Source organism: Mycolicibacterium madagascariense (genome assembly GCF_010729665.1).
Classification (GTDB): domain Bacteria; phylum Actinomycetota; class Actinomycetes; order Mycobacteriales; family Mycobacteriaceae; genus Mycobacterium; species Mycobacterium madagascariense.
Window position 1 is genome coordinate 2257786 of record NZ_AP022610.1, and the last position, 18320, is coordinate 2276105.

25 protein-coding genes and 1 pseudogene are annotated in these 18320 nt (G+C 68.2%); 20 read left to right on the forward strand and 6 right to left on the reverse strand.

What is annotated here, in order from left to right:
- The first annotated feature begins 581 nt into the window (after positions 1 to 581).
- The 5 genes from G6N60_RS10685 (at position 582) to G6N60_RS10705 (ending at position 2744) form a co-directional block, all read left to right on the forward strand.
- On the forward strand, positions 582 to 752 hold the full coding sequence (locus tag G6N60_RS10685) for a hypothetical protein (protein ID WP_163736377.1): 171 nt from the start codon (positions 582 to 584) through the stop codon (positions 750 to 752).
- 197 nt (positions 753 to 949) lie between these two features.
- Positions 950 to 1156, forward strand: coding sequence for a hypothetical protein (locus tag G6N60_RS10690; RefSeq protein WP_163736380.1), 207 nt, complete (start codon positions 950 to 952; stop codon positions 1154 to 1156).
- Positions 1153 to 1368 (forward strand): hypothetical protein, encoded by a 216-nt coding sequence (locus G6N60_RS10695; protein ID WP_163736383.1) that lies wholly within the window; start codon positions 1153 to 1155, stop codon positions 1366 to 1368. The genes G6N60_RS10690 and G6N60_RS10695 overlap by 4 nt, the downstream gene beginning before the upstream one ends.
- Positions 1365 to 1805 (forward strand): hypothetical protein, encoded by a 441-nt coding sequence (locus G6N60_RS10700; protein WP_179969673.1) that lies wholly within the window; start codon positions 1365 to 1367, stop codon positions 1803 to 1805. The genes G6N60_RS10695 and G6N60_RS10700 overlap by 4 nt, the downstream gene beginning before the upstream one ends.
- Positions 1806 to 1922: 117 nt before the next feature.
- Complete coding sequence (locus G6N60_RS10705; protein WP_163736387.1) at positions 1923 to 2744, forward strand: phage major capsid protein; 822 nt, start codon at positions 1923 to 1925, stop codon at positions 2742 to 2744.
- Positions 2745 to 3199: 455 nt separating this feature from the next.
- Here the strand turns inward: G6N60_RS10705 and G6N60_RS10710 are convergent, their stop codons facing one another.
- Positions 3200 to 3352, reverse strand: coding sequence for a hypothetical protein (locus tag G6N60_RS10710; RefSeq protein WP_163736391.1), 153 nt, complete (start codon positions 3350 to 3352; stop codon positions 3200 to 3202).
- 228 nt (positions 3353 to 3580) lie between these two features.
- A complete protein-coding gene (locus G6N60_RS10715) occupies positions 3581 to 3841 on the reverse strand; it encodes a hypothetical protein (protein ID WP_197746932.1) in 261 nt (86 codons plus the stop codon).
- A 240-nt stretch (positions 3842 to 4081) separates the two neighbouring features.
- Here G6N60_RS10715 and G6N60_RS10720 point away from each other — a divergent pair, with 240 nt between their 5' ends.
- From G6N60_RS10720 to G6N60_RS10735, 4 genes are read left to right on the forward strand one after another with little or no spacing between them, the layout of a single operon-like run.
- On the forward strand, positions 4082 to 4468 hold the full coding sequence (locus G6N60_RS10720) for a hypothetical protein (RefSeq protein ID WP_163736394.1): 387 nt from the start codon (positions 4082 to 4084) through the stop codon (positions 4466 to 4468).
- A complete protein-coding gene (locus G6N60_RS10725) occupies positions 4468 to 4677 on the forward strand; it encodes a hypothetical protein (RefSeq protein ID WP_163736397.1) in 210 nt (69 codons plus the stop codon). Before G6N60_RS10720 ends, G6N60_RS10725 begins: the two co-directional genes overlap by 1 nt.
- The gene (locus G6N60_RS10730; RefSeq protein ID WP_163736400.1) at positions 4677 to 5048 is read left to right on the forward strand and encodes a Gp19/Gp15/Gp42 family protein; all 372 of its coding nucleotides are present in this window, start codon (positions 4677 to 4679) and stop codon (positions 5046 to 5048) included. Before G6N60_RS10725 ends, G6N60_RS10730 begins: the two co-directional genes overlap by 1 nt.
- A 50-nt stretch (positions 5049 to 5098) precedes the next feature.
- Positions 5099 to 5380 (forward strand): hypothetical protein, encoded by a 282-nt coding sequence (locus tag G6N60_RS10735; RefSeq protein WP_163736403.1) that lies wholly within the window; start codon positions 5099 to 5101, stop codon positions 5378 to 5380.
- 23 nt (positions 5381 to 5403) lie between these two features.
- On the opposite strand, the gene G6N60_RS10740 is transcribed toward G6N60_RS10735, so the two are convergent.
- On the reverse strand, positions 5404 to 5928 hold the full coding sequence (locus G6N60_RS10740; protein WP_163736406.1) for a hypothetical protein: 525 nt from the start codon (positions 5926 to 5928) through the stop codon (positions 5404 to 5406).
- A gap of 118 nt (positions 5929 to 6046) precedes the next feature.
- Between G6N60_RS10740 and G6N60_RS10745 the strand changes: the two genes are divergently transcribed.
- Complete coding sequence (locus G6N60_RS10745) at positions 6047 to 6499, forward strand: hypothetical protein (protein ID WP_163736409.1); 453 nt, start codon at positions 6047 to 6049, stop codon at positions 6497 to 6499.
- Here the strand turns inward: G6N60_RS10745 and G6N60_RS10750 are convergent.
- Both G6N60_RS10750 and G6N60_RS10755 read right to left on the reverse strand, forming a co-directional pair.
- On the reverse strand, positions 6496 to 6999 hold the full coding sequence (locus tag G6N60_RS10750; RefSeq protein WP_246240546.1) for a toll/interleukin-1 receptor domain-containing protein: 504 nt from the start codon (positions 6997 to 6999) through the stop codon (positions 6496 to 6498). The genes G6N60_RS10745 and G6N60_RS10750 overlap by 4 nt on opposite strands.
- An 845-nt stretch (positions 7000 to 7844) precedes the next feature.
- Entirely contained in the window at positions 7845 to 9341 is a 1497-nt protein-coding gene (locus G6N60_RS10755) for a recombinase family protein (RefSeq protein ID WP_163736415.1), read from the reverse strand.
- A 24-nt stretch (positions 9342 to 9365) separates the two neighbouring features.
- On the opposite strand from G6N60_RS10755, the pseudogene G6N60_RS10760 reads away from it, so the two are divergent.
- The 5 genes and pseudogenes from G6N60_RS10760 to G6N60_RS10780 form a co-directional block, all read left to right on the forward strand.
- A pseudogene (locus G6N60_RS10760) lies at positions 9366 to 9749 on the forward strand (short-chain dehydrogenase); the annotation flags it as partial.
- A 21-nt stretch (positions 9750 to 9770) separates the two neighbouring features.
- Complete coding sequence (locus G6N60_RS10765; protein ID WP_163736418.1) at positions 9771 to 10544, forward strand: HAD-IIA family hydrolase; 774 nt, start codon at positions 9771 to 9773, stop codon at positions 10542 to 10544.
- 24 nt (positions 10545 to 10568) lie between these two features.
- Positions 10569 to 11765, forward strand: coding sequence for a CoA transferase (locus G6N60_RS10770; RefSeq protein ID WP_163736421.1), 1197 nt, complete (start codon positions 10569 to 10571; stop codon positions 11763 to 11765).
- Positions 11762 to 12562: an acyl-CoA thioesterase gene (locus tag G6N60_RS10775; protein ID WP_163736424.1), complete on the forward strand. Its 801-nt coding sequence runs from the start codon at positions 11762 to 11764 to the stop codon at positions 12560 to 12562. The genes G6N60_RS10770 and G6N60_RS10775 overlap by 4 nt, the downstream gene beginning before the upstream one ends.
- Positions 12563 to 12644: 82 nt before the next feature.
- The gene (locus tag G6N60_RS10780; RefSeq protein ID WP_246240549.1) at positions 12645 to 13031 is read left to right on the forward strand and encodes a heme-binding protein; all 387 of its coding nucleotides are present in this window, start codon (positions 12645 to 12647) and stop codon (positions 13029 to 13031) included.
- Here G6N60_RS10780 and G6N60_RS10785 read toward each other — a convergent pair whose 3' ends face one another.
- Positions 13032 to 13634: a hypothetical protein gene (locus G6N60_RS10785; RefSeq protein WP_163736426.1), complete on the reverse strand. Its 603-nt coding sequence runs from the start codon at positions 13632 to 13634 to the stop codon at positions 13032 to 13034.
- A gap of 100 nt (positions 13635 to 13734) precedes the next feature.
- On the opposite strand from G6N60_RS10785, the gene G6N60_RS10790 reads away from it, so the two are divergent.
- The 5 genes from G6N60_RS10790 (at position 13735) to dprA (ending at position 18248) form a co-directional block, all read left to right on the forward strand.
- A complete protein-coding gene (locus G6N60_RS10790) occupies positions 13735 to 14325 on the forward strand; it encodes a TetR/AcrR family transcriptional regulator (RefSeq protein WP_179969674.1) in 591 nt (196 codons plus the stop codon).
- 76 nt (positions 14326 to 14401) lie between these two features.
- Entirely contained in the window at positions 14402 to 15013 is a 612-nt protein-coding gene (locus G6N60_RS10795) for an NADPH-dependent F420 reductase (RefSeq protein WP_163743776.1), read from the forward strand.
- A 219-nt stretch (positions 15014 to 15232) separates the two neighbouring features.
- Entirely contained in the window at positions 15233 to 15604 is a 372-nt protein-coding gene (locus G6N60_RS10800; protein WP_163736432.1) for a YraN family protein, read from the forward strand.
- Positions 15604 to 17115 (forward strand): YifB family Mg chelatase-like AAA ATPase, encoded by a 1512-nt coding sequence (locus tag G6N60_RS10805; RefSeq protein WP_163736435.1) that lies wholly within the window; start codon positions 15604 to 15606, stop codon positions 17113 to 17115. Before G6N60_RS10800 ends, G6N60_RS10805 begins: the two co-directional genes overlap by 1 nt.
- A complete protein-coding gene (gene dprA, locus G6N60_RS10810; RefSeq protein ID WP_163736437.1) occupies positions 17112 to 18248 on the forward strand; it encodes a DNA-processing protein DprA in 1137 nt (378 codons plus the stop codon). The genes G6N60_RS10805 and dprA overlap by 4 nt, the downstream gene beginning before the upstream one ends.
- Positions 18249 to 18320 lie beyond the last annotated feature (72 nt).

The window sequence follows — 18320 nt, forward strand, 5'->3', positions numbered from 1 at the left end:
TGCGTCGGCAGCTCAGGAAGAACGAAGACGTCGGGTGGCTCGTCTCCAAGCGCGGTCGAGCTGGCCGCGCCAGCGAGTACCGGCTGACCTACCCCCAACCGGGCGCAGATGCCCGGTTAGACACAACCCCAACCGTGCAAATACGCACGGTTAGAGATCAGGACCCTAACCGGGCGCAGATGCCCGGTTACACACCCCAACCGTGCACAGACGCCCGGTTACTACCGGGCGCAGATGCACGCCCTACTACTCCTAGAACTTCTCCTCAAGAGAAGTTCTGTAGTTCAGATGCCAGTAGAGACGACCCGTGGGCACAACCCACGGGAGACCCGTTCGCCGATGAGGGCGAACGGCTAGACGCACGCGAAGGGCGTGCCGTCGTTTGGGCAGCCGACGGGCTGCCCGACTCAGAGTGGCCTCCGAAGAGGCCACCCTCTAGGAACCTTCCGCGCGCCTTCGGCGACCGGATGGAGTAACCGGCAATCGCAACACCACAACTGTGAGCCTCGGCCTGACAGCCGGGGCTCTCGCTGTATCCGGGATCGGCAACCGCTGATCTCGTAACCACAAGAGGGGATGAAATGTACGACCAGCTAGAGCAAGCCGTCCTGGCAGCCGCCGAGAGCGGCGCACCGCCCAGGACGTTCGACGTCGGCCCAGACGCCGCCGTCGAGTTCGGCACCGGCCGCAACCCGTTCGACGGGTTGCAGATCACCGCGTGGGACGACGTGGCGACAGGACGCTGCGAATGACCCTCTCCGGTACAACCACCCTCGGCAGCCCCCAACTGGCTGCCCTTGCCCCCACGATCGAAACGGACGACGCTCTGACCAGCGCGTCCGCGAACGTCAAAACGAGGGTGTGCCAGGACTGCCGGGGACGCAAGCCCGAGACAAGGTTCCCGGCCGACAAGTACGGCCGAGCAGACACCCGCATGTGCCTGCAATGCGTGGACGAGAACACCCCGGTCCTGATGACCGAGACCGAGATTGCCAAGTGGCTGGGCGTCCCGATCGCGGAGGTTCGGACGTGGCCCACCGCTGGCGACTACGCGCCGCCCGGGAAGGCGGCGATTCCGCTCTACAGCCGCATGGCGGTCACCGAGGGCTACTTGCCGCCAGGGTGGCGGTCGGTGTTCGACGGGATCGCAACGTGACCGAGGACGAACGCGAGCAAGCGTTCCTCCGATCGGTGTTCAACACTGAGTGCTACTTCGCCGCCGTCCGCGCGGCCGGTGACGTTCCGTGGTTCGAGGACCCCGACAAGCTCGCCAAGCTCGAAGACAAGTGCCCCGGGATCTCGCAGAGCCCGGGCGAGGATGCCCGCCGCATCCTGTTCAACCGCCGATACCAGGAGACCAAGCGATGACCGTTACCGACGACACGACGACCGAGACCCCCGAGGCCGAGCCGACGACCACCGACGAGGCGTCGCCCAAGCCCAACCGGGAGGCGCGGTATCGAACCGAGCGCAACGCCGCCCGGGACGAGCTGGCAGCCGCTACCGCCCGCATCGAGCGGATGCAGCGAGCCGAGGTCGAACGATTCGCCGCCGAGGCTGGTCTGTCGATGGGCGCCGATCTGTTCATCAACGGCAACGGCGTGGCCGACTACCTCACCGACCAGGGCGACGTGGACGCCGAGAGGGTTGCCGCCGACGTGGCAGCCGTCCTCGCTGAGCGTCCCGGTCTGCGAAGGAATGCCCCGGCGATCGACCCGTCGATGGGACTAGGTGGTCAGGGGACGCCGCAGCGCCTCCCCACGATGGCTGATCTGCTTCGGGGCAGCACCACTCAGCCCTACTGATTTCGAGCGCGAGTCCGTGGCTCGCGTTCACCTAAAAGCCTCTGTGAGGCACCCCCGAGGCCCAGTCCGTGACTGGGCCTTTTCCATCGCAGCACAACCACTCTCAAAGGAATACGCATGACCATGCTCCGCACCAACACCGCCGACGCCTTCACCCCCGAGGACTACGGCAAGGCCGTCGACCTCGCAGTCAAGGCGACCTCGGTCGCAGCCCGTACCGCGACCGTCGTCGGCACCGACAAGAAGCAGATCAACTTCCCGCTCTGGACCGCGGACCCCGCTGTCGGTTGGTACAACGAAAACGACGTGATCGCCGAGACGGACGGCGCTACCGACGAGGTCGAGGTCATCCCGACCAAGACCGCGGGCCTCACCCCGATCTCGAACGAGCTGGCGAAGGATTCGACGCCCGAGGCGCTCGACCTCATCGCGGCCGGTCTGTCCAACCAGATCACGCGCGCGATCGACGGCGCTTACCTCGCCAACACCACGGCCAAGGGACCGGATGGTCTGCTCTCCATCGCCTACACGGGCGTGGAGACCGGCGCGAGCCTGGCGAATCTCGATCCGTTCGTGGCAGCTCGCTTTGCCGCCAAGACGCACGGCTCCGATCTCACGTCGTGGATCGTCTCCCCGGCGCAGGCCGAGGCGCTGAGCAAGCTCAAGGTCGCCAGCGGCTCGAACCAGACCCTGATTCAGTTCGTGGAGGACGGGCTCACCGTGGCCGGTCTCCCCGTCGTGGTCTCCGACCAGGTGGACGCCAACACCAAGTTCTGGGGCATCCCCAAGGCGCACGTCGTCCTAGTGATGCGCGAGGGCACCCGCGTGGAGCGATTCCCCAACGTCCAGCGGGACGGCCAGTGGGTCCGCGCGGTGTCGCGTCTCGGCATCGGGTTCCTCAACCCTGCCGGTGTCGTGCGCGGTTACAAGATCGCCTGACCCAAAACCCAAAGCGAGACAACTGAATACGAGGCTGGAGGGGCACCCCGAGCGGGTGCCCTTCTGGTCTCCTCACACCACCACAGAGGGGATGAACAGATGGCAGAGACCACGACCGGCAAGAAACGCACGCGGCGGGGTGGAAGCCGCAGGCGCGGCGTCACGTGTCGACGCGACGGCTGCAACCGTCCGCGCCAGGCCGCGCACAACGGCGGACGGATGGAGTATTGCGCCTACCCGTGCAAGGTCATCGATACCGAGATGAGCAAGACCAGACGAGTGTGCGCTGCGATCGGCCCAGGGGCCGCTACAGGTGAGTTGTGGGCTTCGCTGGTCGAGGCGTCCGACGCGCTCGACCGCTACCTCACCGCCGACGCCGCACTCCGGGAGCAAGCCCGCTCGGTCGGCATCACCGACGAGCAGTGGCAGGCATTCAAAGAACCAGCACCTGCTGCTCAGTCCGTATCCGGTGCAGCACCCTCCCCGTCAGGTGTCCACCGCGGGATGTCCTGAGCGATACAGATGATGCCCAGCTCGTCGAGCACCCGGCCGTAGTCCGGGTGGTCGGGGTAGGGGATGCGAATCGGTCGATCCTCGTCAGTGGTCACAGCCGGATTATCCACCGGCGCAACTCAGCGTGCACTCGCGGTAACGAGATCGGCCCCGGCCAACGGGGGGGATGGCCGGGACCGACTCGGAGGAGTTTGTGCGAACTCCGGGCATTAACGTAGGACCGTTTCCTGTGCAGATCCTTGTGATCCCCCGGGAGGAGTCCTAGCACCGACGTAGACGAGCCCCCACCCGTGAGGGCAGGGGCTCGCTGGTGGATGGGTGGGCTAGCGGACTGTGTCGTCCACGACGAGGACGGACTTCTCGGGCGTGGTGAGGTACCAGTTCCCCGTGTCATGGTCCTCCCACAGACCCACCCCCGTGGGCTGGTCTGAGCAGTCCTCGTACGCACAGGCGGGGTAGTCCACTCCATCGACCGTGTGTAGCTCGGTGAGCTTCACCGTGTCCTCGGCGTGAGCCAGGCCCGCACCGCTGACAAGAGCGGTGAGGGAGATGACAAGGGCTGCAACACTTCTCGTAATCATCATGCGATCGAGTGAACACGAGGACCGTCACCCTGTCAACACGTAATCCGTTGTCCCACAACGCATAACCCCCAGGGGGGACCCCCTCCGGGGCCCCTCTTCGACCGGTCGGTTATGCGGGTGCGCCATCGGATGCGACGCATAGCCCAGTTTTTCCGAAACCCCACCTGCGGTGACGTCGCAAACCCGCAGCTCAACACCACGACGAACAGGCCCTGTTTCGGGCCGGAAACGAGGCAAAACATGACAGAAACCGACGCGGATGCGGCGGTCATCCCGAAGTACCCGCGGGGCCTCAGAGCCCGCGGCAAGCGTTTGTGGCGCGAGCTGCACGGCTCCGCCGACTTCAGCGGGAGCCCCGAGGTCATGTCCGTCATCGAGGAAGCCTGTTACCTAACCGACGAGATCGACCGGCTACGTCGCAAGGTCCGCGCCGCGGGCGACGACACTCGGGTGGCCGGATACAACGGCCAACTCACCTCGATGCCCGAGGTCGATGACCTCCGCAAAACTCAGACCCTGTTCCTGTCCATGCTCAAGTCAATCCGGGTGGACGCAGACGCCGGAGACGGCAAGATGACGCGCAGCCAGTCGGGCCAGCGTGCCGCCGACGCGAGGTGGCACAGCTGATGAGGGCTGGCAGAAAGCACACCCGCCGCGCCATCGCTCGCGAAGACGTGGGCGCTGCGTTGATGCGGCTGATGAAAGCACAACTGACCAATCTCGACACCCGATCGCACGCCGAGTTCCTTGCGGACATGCGCGCCAAGCAGGCAGCCGGGAAGCTCGCCAACCCGGCGACCGCTGCACTACTCGACCGACTCGAAAGGGCCATCTGATGCCAATCGCTACCGCCGCCGACGTGGCGGCGCTCTGGGCCAAGAAACTAGACACCGCCGAGACGGCGCTAGTCGAGCGCCGACTGGCTCAGGTGGAGCGGATGCTCCTCCGACGCATCCCCGATCTGCTCGAGCAGATCGACGCTGGAGACCTCGAGGCCGACGACGTTCGGGACATCGAGGCCGAGGCCGTGCTCCGCGTTGTCCGCAACCCGGACGGCATATACAGCGAGCAGGATGGCAGCTACGGCTATCAGCTCTCCCGCGACGCCGCCGACAACCGCCTCCGCATCCTCCCCGAAGAGTGGTCTCGGCTCGGAATCGAACCGAGCCGCATGTTCACCATCGCCCCCCGGTTGGGGGCGCGGTGAGTCTTCTCCGACGCGGCACAGAAGCCGTCACGGTCTACCCCGAGGTGACCGTGACCGACTCAGACGGCAACAAGGTGACCAGGCCCGGGACCGTGGGCGTCGTCACCAGCGCCAGCGTTCAGCCGATCAGCTCCACCGAGGACGACGACGGCAGCACCGAGACCCGATACCGGCTCAGGTTGGCCGGCGGTTGGCCAGCCGGCGGGGGCATCCTAGGCTCACGGGCTCAGGTCGAATGGCGCGGCAAGCGGTACTCGATCGACGGGGATGCTCAGCTCCACACCGGCAGCCCGCGAACGGCGCACGCTACCTACGTCATGGTGCGGAGCTAGACGCAGCGGGTCCCGTGAGCGGCCTAGGTGGGAGGAGGCGCGCTCGGCGCGTTCGGGATGGACGGCGCGGGTATGGACGTCTCTCCCCAGACCTTTTCCACAGCCTGATTCCACCAGGCCCGTCCCTGATCCCAGTGTGTTTTGTAGTCCGCTATGTCCGATGGTTTCTGGTCGTCAACGTACGCGCGCAGCGACTTCATCGCGTGGCTGAGTTCGTCTGTGGCCGACCACATTTCGACCTCGCCGTCCTCTACGCCCTTCGGCTTGGCCGCCTCCAGCAATACATTGTGGACCTTGTCGAACGACGACTGGGCGTCGTTCACAACTCCGTCGAAGGACGCGAGCGCACTAGGACTGTTGAACGAGTCGCCAGTCAGCATCCCCACACCCTCCTCGATTTCCTGGACTGAGACGACCACCGAATGTGCGTCTTGCGAGTGTGCAGTCGCGAAGTCCGTAGGCGAAACAGTGGAGTCGTCGTCGCCCGAGCACGCGGAAACAGTCATGGCTAGAGCAGCAGCAAGAAAAAACGCCCCCCGGATCGTCATGGCACTGATTATGCGGGCTAACAACCGGCTGAGGGTCGACTTTGATCGATTTATACGCACGGGGCGCAGCGGTTCGGCCTACGCCTGACCAGCCATCGGACCTGGCAGCATCTCTCTAATGCCGCCGCCCCGCAAGCCGTTGGTCATGCTCCGCGTCCCGGGCTGGATCATGTGGCTCTACCGCCGGAAGTTCGTGCGAGACGTCGCGTCCCAGACCGTCGCCGGGTTCATCGTCGTCATCGCGGGCTATTTGTTCGGGCTGGGCGCGGGGACGATCCCGCCGCCGACGAATCGGAACTTCGTGGTGGATCTCCTCATCGTGGTTGCCTCGTTCGTCGTCGCATCCGCGGTCACCTTCTGGCTTGCATTGCGGCTCGACCTGAACGGCCCGACGACGCACAGGCCGCTGGTCGTGCCTTCGGGCGGCGACGTGTTCCGGGCTTACTTCTGGCAAGCGAAACCATGGTGGATCAAAACCGGCTACGTGGTCGCGCGGTGGTTGGTGCTGACCATGCCGCTTTGGGGCACTGCGGCTCTCTCGGCCGCGCTGTGGCTTGCGTTCTCGCCCTAGGCATCTATCGGCCTCGTCAGGTCGACGAGCTCCGCGATCTTGATGGCGATCACATCCAGCGAGTCCACCTCGGTGTCGAAACCGTGCCGCGAGGCGAGCAAGGGGCTCACCGCAAGCAGCTCGCCGTAGGTGATTCCGTGTACGACGGGAACCAGTAGATCGCCTCTCAAGAGAGCCGCAAGCTCCTTGTCGGCAACCCCCTCAGCCTGAATGCTCGTCATCAACGCGGGAGTGACCATCACGAACCCGATGCGAGAGTTCGCCAAACCCTTGTCGATCGCACGGAGGAACGGGACGCCGGGGAGGATGTCCTTCTCGCTGAACCAGACCGACACGCCCGCGGCCTCCAGCAGGTCGTGCAGCTCCTTCGCCACGCCCCGCCGGTCATCCCAGGCGTGGCACAGGAACCCGTCGCGGAGGTCGGGGTGCGCCAGTGCCCGCGCTTCGACTTGCTGACGAATGGGGGCCAACGCCTGCACCTGTTGCGGGGTGTAGGTCACCGTGGAGTTGCTCGGTGACCACCTCGGACGCACGCGCCCCCCGGACGATCCCCCGGAAGACGAGGTACTGGCTCGCGACTGATACGTGGGCGCGGAGTAACCGCGCCGCGGGTAGCTCGGCGCGGAGTAGGACGAGCGGCCGTAGGACCGGCGTCCACGACAGGACGGACACCGAGCGGCAGCCGCTGCCGACCGGTGGCCTTCAACGGGTGCTGTGCACCTGCTCATGACATCGTCTCCTCGGGAGGGCCGCCGCCCAGACAAGAACTCTCTGCGGCTGCCTACACACTACATCTGGTGTATCTCCGATCGATCAATTGCCATATGTAGTAGTTGCAAGTTGCTTACTTACGCCGGTGCAACCCCTCCAACGTGCCTAGTCGCCCTGCCGGGAGCGCGCCTGGCGTATCGCCTAAGGCAAGAAGTTTGCTGAAATCTACGTTTACGGCTGAAATGGCGCTTAGCCTACCGCACCTCGTCGGAACCTGGTAAATACAGCTCCCTGACCTGGCCTAATATGAGATGTGTCGCATATCACGAAATTGAGTCGCAGAAAGTTTAGTGTCTGAAACTGCACTTCAGAGCGCTAGCAAATGACAAAACACCAGTTCGCGCGTGCTTTGCGTGGGTCGGATGTACTTGATCTATGACTGACGTGTTGTTTCTGGTCGCCACGGTGATCGTCCTCGTGCTCGTTGTCGGCGCGTCGATTCGCTTTTTCGACTTGGACAGCGTCCGCCTGCACGCGGGAGGCTCGAAAATCAACCTCAGCCTCACCGCCACAGCCGCCAGGCCGCGGCGGCGATCGCCGCGGAAGCGAGAGGGCAAGCTCCGGCGGAGCGGGCCTACGTCTCCTGCACCGTCAACTGGTCGCCAAGAGTGACGACGTCGGCGAGCAACTGGCCGTCGTGAATGCCCAGACGAAAGTCCACCCCGATCCGCTTGAGCATGTCTCGGCGAGCCTCCGGGCTGGTCGCGGTCCTCTCCCAAGCTTGACGGTAGGTCTCACCGGTCGAGCGATTCTCGTATCCGCCCTCTCGGGAGGGCAGCAACTCTAGCTCCGCGATCCGCGCATCGAGCGCGGAGAGCTGTCGCTGTAGAAGGTCTTTGGCAGTCCGGGAGGTCATCCTCCCGGCTGAATCGGAAAGCTCCTCCAGCGCCGCCACAGCCTCCCGTAGAGCCGCCTGGTGGTCGTCACCCGGCACCCAGACACGCTCGGTCACGTCCTCGTCCCCGAGTGAATCGAGCAAGGCCCGCTCGAAGCTCTCGTCGGCGGTTGCGATCGGCACCATGGCGCCACAATCTTGGGGGCATCGGTAGTAGCCGTATTCCCTCGTCTTGCCACCCGCGAGAGTCTTGGTCTGCCTGTTCGTAGTCAGAGGTGACTCGCAGTACCAGCACCGGGCGATCTCACCCAAGAGCGCAGGGGCTCGCCGCTCACGCGGAGCCCCCTCGGCGCGGTGCAGCGCAGACGCGATCAGCTCCCGCTCGTCCGCGGTGACGAGTGGATGCTTCGCCATCAGCACCGGATTGCCTTGGTCGTCTCGGACGGTTACCCCTCCGAGGTGGGCGTGTCCCACTAGCGTGGGGGAGAGCAACAGGTGGCGCATGGGCCAAGTGCGCCAAGGCGATCCGGTGTCCTCGCCACCGTTGCAGATCCGATAGTGGTCCGCGGGCGAGACAACACCCTCCCGGTTCAACTCCTCGGCAATGCGGCCGAGGGGCACGCCGTCTAGAACGGCGTCCACGATCCGCCGAACAACCTTCGCCGCGGTTGGGTCAATAGCCAGCACCTTGCCGTACCCGTCCGGGTTGTCCACCGTTCGGTAACCGTACGGAGGCTTGCCGCCGGGCCACCGAGCAGCCTCTCGGAGCTTGCGGCGTGAGCTGAGCTGACGCTCTCTCATGGCGTCCAGCTCGCCTTCGGCAAGGAATCCGATCACGTACGCGATCAGTCGACCCACACCCGTCCCGAGGTCGATCGCCTCCGAGGTGGAGTACACGGTCTTGTCGTGGTCGAGGCACCAGCCGAAGAGCGCATTCAGCCGGATGGAGTTACGGCTCAGCCGGTCGAGCTTCCAGCACGCCACTACGTCGAACTGGTCGGCCCGGTTGTTGAGCCAGTCGCCCAGGTGCGGGGTATCGAACGGGTCGATGGACCCGGACACGTCAACGTCCTCGGCCCACCCGATCACGTTGTGTCCGTTGGACTCTGCCCACGACGTGATGACCTCTCGCTGTCGTTCGATCGACGTCGATTCATCCGACGCGATCGAGAGCCGTAGCCTGCCCAACACGCGGAGGCTCTTCGCCTCTGAACCCCTCTTGACCATGGCAGCCATGCTAGCTGTCATTCTGGTTAACGTATGCACGGCCCGGCTTACGGCGCTCAGAAGGCGGGCGTGGACAAGATGGCCGCCGACATGGCCGTCGACTTCGCCGACACCGGCGTCTCGACCGTCGCCGTCTGGATGGGAATCCTGCTCACCGAGGCGTTCCGCAGCGCCTTCGACGGCCGCCCCGAGGCGCTGGAGGAGTTCTCGAAGCACGCCGAGACGCCCGAATTCATCGGACACGTCCTCGACGCCCTGTGGCGGGATCCCGACCTCGCCGCGCTGAGCGGACAGACGCTGATCGCGGCCGAACTTGCGCACCGCTACGGCATCACCGACGCGCACGGTCGTCAGCCGCCGTCGCACCGCGACGCGCTCGGTGCGCCGCGGACGCCGAGTTCGGTGATCGTCCGCTGACCCGCGTGAAACACTGAGCCGGTGCGATCTTCCCCCGAGTGCTGGCTCACCGACATGGACGGCGTACTCGTGCACGAGGAGCGCGCGCTGCCCGGTGCCGCGGAGTTCCTGGCGCGCCTCGCCGACAAGCAGCGCCCGTTTCTGGTGCTCACCAACAACTCGATCTTCACCCCGCGCGACCTCGCGGCGCGGCTGCACCGGTCCGGGCTCGAGGTGCCCGAGGCCGCGATCTGGACGTCGGCGCTGGCCACCGCGGCCTTCCTGCACGACCAGCTGCCCGGCGGGTCGGCGTACGTCATCGGGGAGGCGGGCCTGACGACGGCCCTGCACGAGGTCGGTTACACGCTCACCGACACCGGGCCCGACTTCGTGGTGCTCGGCGAGACGCGCACGTATTCGTTCGAGGCGATCACCAAGGCGATCCGCCTCATCGGCGGCGGCGCCAGATTCATCGCGACCAACCCCGACGTCACCGGGCCGTCCGCGGAGGGGCCGACACCGGCCACCGGGTCGGTCGCCGCGCTCATCACCAAGGCGACGGGGCGGGAGCCCTACTTCGTCGGCAAGCCGAATCCCATGATGTTCCGCAGCGCCCTCAACCGGATCGAAGCGCACTCCGAGAGCACGTACATGGTGGGGGACCGGATGGACACCGACGTCGTCGCGGGCATCGAGGCCGGACTGGAGACCATCCTGGTGTTGACGGGATCCACGACGGTGGCCGACATCGAGAAGTACCCGTTCCGGCCCAGCCGGGTGCTCGACTCGATCGCCGACGCCGTCGACCTCGTCTGAACCCGCCCCCATATCGTGGGCGTCATGACTGACCCCACCAGACCCCTGGCAGGGGTGCGAATCGTCGAGCTGTCCAGCTTCGTCGCGGTCCCCCTGGCCGGCATGACGCTGGCTCAGCTCGGCGCGCAGGTGCTCCGCGTCGATCCCGTGGGCGGTGCGGCCGACTACCATCGCTGGCCGCTGACGGCCGACGGCGAGAGCATCTACTGGGCGGGTCTGAACAAGGGCAAGCTGTCGGCGGCCATCGACGGGCGTTCCGAGCAGGGCCGGGAGCTGATCACCCGGCTGATCGCCGACAGCGGGGTCTTCATCACCAATGTGGTTGGGCGGCAATGGCATTCCCATGAGGCGCTGGCCGCCCTGCGCCCGGACCTGATCCACGTCGAGGTCTCGGGCCGCGCCGACGGGGGCACCGGCGTGGACTACACCGTCAACGCGGGCGTCGGCTTCCCGCTGGTGACCGGGCCGAGTGAGTGGGCGGGCCCGGTCAACCACGTACTGCCCGCGTGGGACGTCACGTGCGGGCTCTACGTCGCCCTCGCCGTGGCGGCGGCGGTGCGCCACCGCGATGCGACCGGCGAGGGACAGCGCCTGACCGTTCCGCTCGAGAACGTCGCGCTCGCCACCGCGGGCAACCTCGGGTTCCTGACCGAGGTGATGATCAACGGCGACGTGCGGCAGCGCATCGGCAACTCGATCTACGGGCAGTACGGGCAGGCCTTCGTCAGCGCCGACGGCGTCGCGTTCATGGTCGTCGCCCTGACGGGGCGTCACTTCGGGGACCTCACCGACGTGACCGGGACGGCGAAAGCCGTTGCCGCCCTTGGTCAGGCGCTCGGTGCCGATCTCTCCGACGAGGGTGAGCGCTACCGCCATCGCGATGCGTTGACCGGACTGTTCACGGTCTGGTTCACCGAGCACACCGGTGAGCAGATCGCCGAGGCACTGTCCGCGACGTCCCTCCTGTGGGAGCGCTACCGCACGTTCGCCGAGACCGCCGCCGACCCCAAGGTCACCGACAACCCGCTCTTCAGTCGGCTGGCCCAGCCGCGCATCGGCGACTACCTGGCGCCGGGGCTGCCGGTGGCGGTCGACGGGGCCTACCGGCCTGCCGTGCCTGCCCCCGCGCTGGGCGACCACACCGACGAGGTGCTGCGCGAACGCCTCGGCCTCACCGACTCGCAGCTCGACGGCCTGCGCGCCGCGGGCACCGTCGCATGAGCGCGCTGGCGCGGCTGCTCGACGTGCGACCGGGCCCGACGGACGGATCGTGGATCGGCCCGGCCAGCGGACCCGACGGCAAGCGGGCCTTCGGGGGACAGTTCATGGCGCAGAGCCTGGCGGCCGCCACGCGCACCGTCGAGGCGGGGAAACTGCCGACCAGCATGCACCTGCAATTCCTGCGCGGCGGCGAGGCGGGGGCCGAGGTGGACTACGCGGTGGAGCGGGTCTACGACGGGCGCACGGCCTCGGCGCGCCGCGTCGAGGCGTCCCAGGACGGGCGGTTGCTGACCACCGCGAGCGTGTCGTTCTCGGTGCCGCTGGCGGGGCCCGAGCACGGTGTCGTCGAGGTGTTGCCGCAGGACCCCGACGCGCTCGCCCGCACCGGCCCGGTGGGTCCGGCACCGTCGATGCCGTTGGACGAGATCGACATTCGCGTCGTCGACGACCGGTCGGCCGGTGAGTTCGTCAGACGACTCTGGTGGCGGGTCGAGGTGCCCCTGCCCGAAGACCCGCTGCTGCACGACGTCGTCGCCGCCTACGTGTGCGACGTGTACATGATCGACCCGGCGCTTCGGGTGCACGGACATTCGATGACGGCGCGCACGCATCGCAGTGGCACGACGGACTCGTCGATCTGGTTTCACCGCCGCATCCGGGCCGATCGCTGGAACCTGCTGGAGACCCGCTCACCCGCCGCGGCGCGGGGTCGCGCGGTGATCACCGGCAGCCTGTTCGGCGCGGACGGCGCCGTGGCGGCGACCCTCGTCCAAGAGGGACTCGTCGCAGAGCGTTAGCGATCACCCGCATTGCGGGTAAGGGGTTCTGTACGTTGACTGCCAGCGCGGTTCACGCCGAACCGATCCGACGAAGGAAGCCATGCCCATGAAGCTGTTCGCCACCACCGTCCGCCGCAGCGTCATCGGTACCGTCGGAGCCTGCGTCGTCGGCGCCTGCCTGGCCGTACCCGCGGCCCATGCCGCACCGTGCAAGGCGAGCGGGTTCGCCGAGACGGCCAGCGGCGTCCTGAACTCGGCGGGCGGCTACCTCGATGTCCACCCGGGCGCCGACGACGTGCTGACCGCGGCGGCGAACCAGCCGCCCGACGTCGCGCGGACCTCGGTGCGGGGCTACTTCCTCGCCCACCCCGGGGAGTACCTCGACCTGCAGAAGATCGTCCAGCCGCTGAAGGACGTCAAGGATCAGTGCGGCATCGACCTGACCCCGGCCCAGTTGGCGACGCTGTTCGAGGCGCTGTCGTCCTAGTCAGGCCGGTAGGTCGGTGTACTGGGTGGTGAAGCCGTCGGCGCTGAACGTGAAGCCGTTGCCGGTGAATTCGCTGGCGCACGAGATGCCCGTCGCCTCCTGAACATTGCACCGGAACCCCGAGGCGATGAGCACCTTGCCGAAGGGCAGCACCACAGGGGGACCCGGCACCGGTGAGAAGCCGGGGGACTCGAGTGCGGCGAACGACGGATCGCCGGTGCGACCCACCTGGATGGCGTTGGGAGCGGTGTCGGTCCCGTCGGGTCCCGGCACGGTGTCAGGGGCGCCCTTGACGGGCAGGGTCGACCCGGTCGCCGCCTGACACCCCGCGTTCGTCCGGGGGACGATCGCGCAGACCCAGCGCTTGCTCGGGGTGGTGAAGTAGTAGGCCGTGGCGCCGTCGGGTCCCGGTGCGGCGTAGTCGAAGGCGTTCGCCAACAGGTCGTTGTTCGTGGGGTTGGCGAACGGCGGCGCGGTCGTCGTGCTGGGTGCCGTCGTGGGCCGGGCGTCGTTGGTGTTGACGATCGTGGAGTCGCACCCGCTGGAGATCGCCGCCAGCAGGAGCAGTGCCACCGGGCCCAGATGACGACGTCGGCCTGCCATGGCCCACATCCTCGCACGGGGTCCTCGTGCGGGGTCTCGGCCGGTCGGCGTCCGACCCGAAGTTATGGAACGATCGGTCGGCAACGGGTATCATCGAGGCATGGCCCGCCCACGTACCTTCGCCGAGGAGGACGTCGTGGCGGCCGCGCGCGACCAGTTCTGGTCGGCCGGCTACGCGGGCACGTCACTCGACGACCTGACCGAGGCGACGGGACTCGGACGGGGCAGTCTCTACGGCGCGTTCGGCGACAAGCACGCCCTCTATCTCAGGGCCCTCGACGACTACTGCGCGATGACCATCGGATCGATCGCCGCCGACCTGACCGCACCCGGCCTGTCGGCGCTGGACCGTCTGGTGGCCCACGTCAGGAGGAAGGCCGGCACGTCGCCCGCCGACGCGAAGCGGGGTTGCCTGGTGGCCAAGAGCGCGGCCGAACTGGGGGCCGAGGACAGGGACGTGGCACGTCGGGTCAAGTCCGCGATGCAGCGCTACCACGACATGCTGACCGACACGGTCGCGGCCGCCCAGCGCGACGGCGACGTCGATCCCGGCGTCGAGGCCGCCGACGTGGCGCTATTGGTGCTGACGTTCCTGAGGGGCATGGAGGCCATGCGCAAGTCGGGTTGTCCGCAGGCGAAGATGCAGGCGGCCGCCGAGAACTTCATCGCCCTGCTGCCCACCGCGCGCTGAGGTGGTCGTCGTCGAGAGAGGTGCCCACATGACCCTGTTATTGACCGAGCGATCCACAATGCCTAGCGTGCAGGACATGATCGTCAGCGTCGGCGTGATCGGGGCGGGTCCGCTCGCCCAGGCCATTGCCCGCCGGTGTGCGGCGAGCGGAGTGTCGGTGCTGCTGAGCAACAGTCGCGGACCCGACAGCCTGACCGGTCTGGTGGCCGAGCTCGGTGACCCGGTGCAGGCGGGCACCGTATCCGACGCCGCCGACGCCGACCTGGTGGTGTTGGCCGTGCCCTTCGCCAAGGTGCCCGAGGTCGTCGCCGTCATCCCGGATTGGACCGGTCGGCTGGTCGTCGACGCCACCAATCAGTTCGCCCAGTACGAGCCGACGTATTCGGGCCGGGCGGATCTGGGCGACGAGACGGGCAGCGAGTGGGTTGCCCGCCACGTGCCCGGCGCGACGGTCGTCAAGGCGTTCAACGCGATGTTCGCCGCGTTCATCGCCCCCGATCCCCACCACCGCGACGGGCGTCAGGTCGTGTTCCACGCCGGTGACGACGACGATGCGAATGCGGTGTTCGCCGAGTTCGCGGAGGCTCTGGGCTTCGCCGCCGTCCACGTCGGTGGGCTGCGCGACGGCGGGCGACTCATGCAGCTGGGTGGTCCGCTGAGCGCGTTGCACGTGGTCAAGCAGGACTAGCGTCGCGCGTCTTCGGCTAGAGCGGGGGCGGCCTCGGCGACGTCCTCCGGCCGGCCGCGTCATCATTCGATGACGGGGCCGGTGCCCAACGAAGCCCAACTCGGCCGCGGGGTCGCCGCCCGACGGGGAATTCGACGACGTCTGTGGATGAATGCGCGCCTGTGGATGACGGGCTGACGAGCGACCCGTTTCGTCACCGCCTGCCGCCATGGTGTGGGCATGACGCAAACGTGGAGTCGCGCTCGAATCGGGGCGCACGGTGAGCAGCTGGCGGTCGACTATCTGAAGTCGTGCGGCCTGCGGGTGCTGGCCCGCAATTGGCGTTGTCGCCACGGCGAATTGGACGTGATCGCCGTGGACGCCGACGGGCGGACCGTGGTCTTCGTCGAGGTGAAGACGCGCACCAGCGACCAGTTCGGCGGCGTCGAGCAGGCGGTGACGCCGCAGAAGGTGCGCCGGTTGCGGCGGCTGGCCGGTGCGTGGCTGGCCGCGCAGGACGACCGCTGGGCGCAGGTGCGCATCGACGTGATCGGCGTCCGCATCGGACGGGGCCCGGCACCCGAGATCAGTCATGTGCGGGGGGTGGGGTGATGCCGCTCGGGCGCGCGTATTCGGTGGGGGTGCGCGGAGTGGACGGCGCGATCGTGGAGATCGAGGCATTCATCACCGGGGGTCTGCCGGGGGTCCATCTGGTCGGGCTGCCGGACGCGGCGCTGCAGGAGGCCCGCGACCGTGTGCGGGCGGCCATCACCAACTGCGGCAGCGCGTGGCCGATGACCCGCCTGACGTTGGCCCTGTCACCGGCGACGCTGCCGAAGATGGGCTCGGTCTACGACATCGCCCTGGCGGTGGCCGTGATGTCGGCTGAGCAGCAGCAGCATTGGCCGAAGCTGGACACCACGGTGCTGCTCGGCGAGCTGGCGCTCGACGGCCGGGTCCGTCCGGTCAAGGGCGTGCTGCCCGCGGTGCTCACCGCCAAGCGGGAGGGGTGGGCCGCGGTGGTGGTGCCGATCGCCAATCTGGCCGAGGCCAGTCTGGTGGAGGGCATCCAGGTGTGGGGCGCGACGTCGCTGAGCCAACTGAAGGCGTGGCTGGCGGGGAAGGGTTCTCTCGACGACAGGGTGGTGGGGTCGGCGTCGGAGCCGGCGCCGATCGCCGACCTGGCCGACGTGGTCGGGCAGACCCATGCCCGGTTCGCCGTCGAGGTGGCCGCCGCCGGCGCGCATCACCTGCTGCTGACCGGCCCACCCGGAATCGGCAAGACGATGCTGGCACAACGTCTTCCGGGTCTGCTGCCGCCGTTGAGCCACGAGGAGTCCCTGGAGGTGACGGCCATTCATTCGGTCGCGGGTCTGCTGTCGGGGTCCACCCCGCTCATCACCCGGCCCGTCTTCGTCGCGCCGCACCACACCTCCACCGTCGCGGCCATGGTGGGCGGCGGCTCGGGGGTGGCCCGTCCCGGCGCGGTCAGCCGCGCCCACCGGGGTGTCCTGTTCCTCGACGAGTGCGCCGAGATCGGCACCAGCGTCCTGGAGGCGTTGCGAACGCCGTTGGAGGACGGCGAGATTCGGCTCGCCCGCCGCGACGGCGTCGCCCGCTACCCGGCCCGCTTCCAGTTGGTGTTGGCGGCCAACCCGTGTCCGTGCGCCCCGGCCCGACCCAGCGACTGCCTGTGTCCGGCCGCTGCCAAGCGCAGATACCTCGGTCGGTTGTCGGGCCCGCTGATGGACCGAGTGGACCTCAAGGTGGAGTTGCACCCGGTCCAGTCCGGGGCCATCACGGCGACCGAGGGCGAGTCCACGGCCGCCGTGCGCGAGCGGGTGGCCGCCGCCAGGGCCGCCGCGGCGGAGCGCTGGGCGCCCCACGGCGTCCGCACCAACGCCGAGGTCGGCGGACCGTTGCTGCGCCGCAGGTTCCGGCTCGACCGCGCGACCATGGCGCCCCTGCGCCAGGCACTCGACCGGGGCGAGCTCAGCGTGCGGGGGGTCGACAGGACGCTGCGCGTCGCGTGGACGCTCGCCGATCTGGGCGGCCGCACGGCGCCGGGACTGACCGACGTGAACACCGCGCTGAGCTTTCGGCAGGGTGGAGGCGACCGATGACCGACGACGCCATGGCGTGGGCGTACCTGTCACGCGTCGTCGAGCCACCCTCGCCCCTGTTGGCGGCCTTCGTCGCGACGCTGGGTCCCGTCGAGGCCGCGGCGCGGATCAGGCGGGGCGCCGTGGGACCCGAGGTGGCGCGGATCACCGAGGCTCGGCGCGACATCGACTGTGCAGCAGAGGATGTGGAGATCCTGACCCGGATGGGTGGGCGGCTGGTCACGCCCGACGATCCCGAGTGGCCGCTGCTGGCGTTCGGGTCGTTCCACGGGGAGCGGGTGCGCGGCCGGCCGGAGGGGCACGCGCCCATGGTGCTCTGGGTCGTCGGCGCGGATTCCCTCGTCGACGTCGCCGAACGCGGGTGCTCGATCGTCGGGACGCGCGCGGCGACGGCGTACGGCGAACACCTCGCGGCCGACCTGTCGGCGGGGTTGGCCGAGCGAGACGTCGCCGTCGTCTCGGGCGGGGCCTACGGCATCGACGGCGTGGCACACCGCGCGGCCATGGCCGCCGAGGGTCTCACCGTCGCGGTCCTCGCCGGCGGCGTCGACGTCCCGTATCCCGCCGGGCACGCGACGATGCTGCGCCGCATCGCCGAGCGCGGGCTGCTCGTCAGCGAGTACCCACCGGGGATGCGCCCCGCTCGCCATCGGTTCCTGACCCGCAACCGGCTCGTCGCCGCGCTGTCGGGGGCCACCGTGGTGGTCGAGGCGGGGTTGCGCAGCGGCGCGGCCAACACCGCGGCGTGGGCGGAGGCGCTGGGCCGACCGGTGTGCGCGTGTCCGGGGCCGGTCACCTCCGGCGCCTCCGCGGGCTGTCATGCACTGATCCGCAACGGCCACACCCTCGTCACCCGCGCCGAGGAGGTGGTCGAATTGGTGGGCGCGGCCGGTGAACTCGCGCCGGAACCGGCCAGACCCACCTCGCCACTGGACGGGCTGTCCGACGCCGAGCTGCGGGCCTATGACGCCCTGCCCGCCCGCGGCGCACGCACCGTGGACGAGATCGCGGCCGCGTCGGGGCTGCCCGCCACCGGCCTGCTCGGCCCGCTGACGACGCTGGAGCTCGCCGGACTGGTGGTCAAGCGCGACGGGCGCTGGGGTCTCGCGAGCCGGAAGCGGGCGAAAACGTAGCCGGCCACGCGGCGCCCGCCGCTCGTATAGTCGAGCGGGCCGGCGACGACGCGACGACGACGGTGACGACGA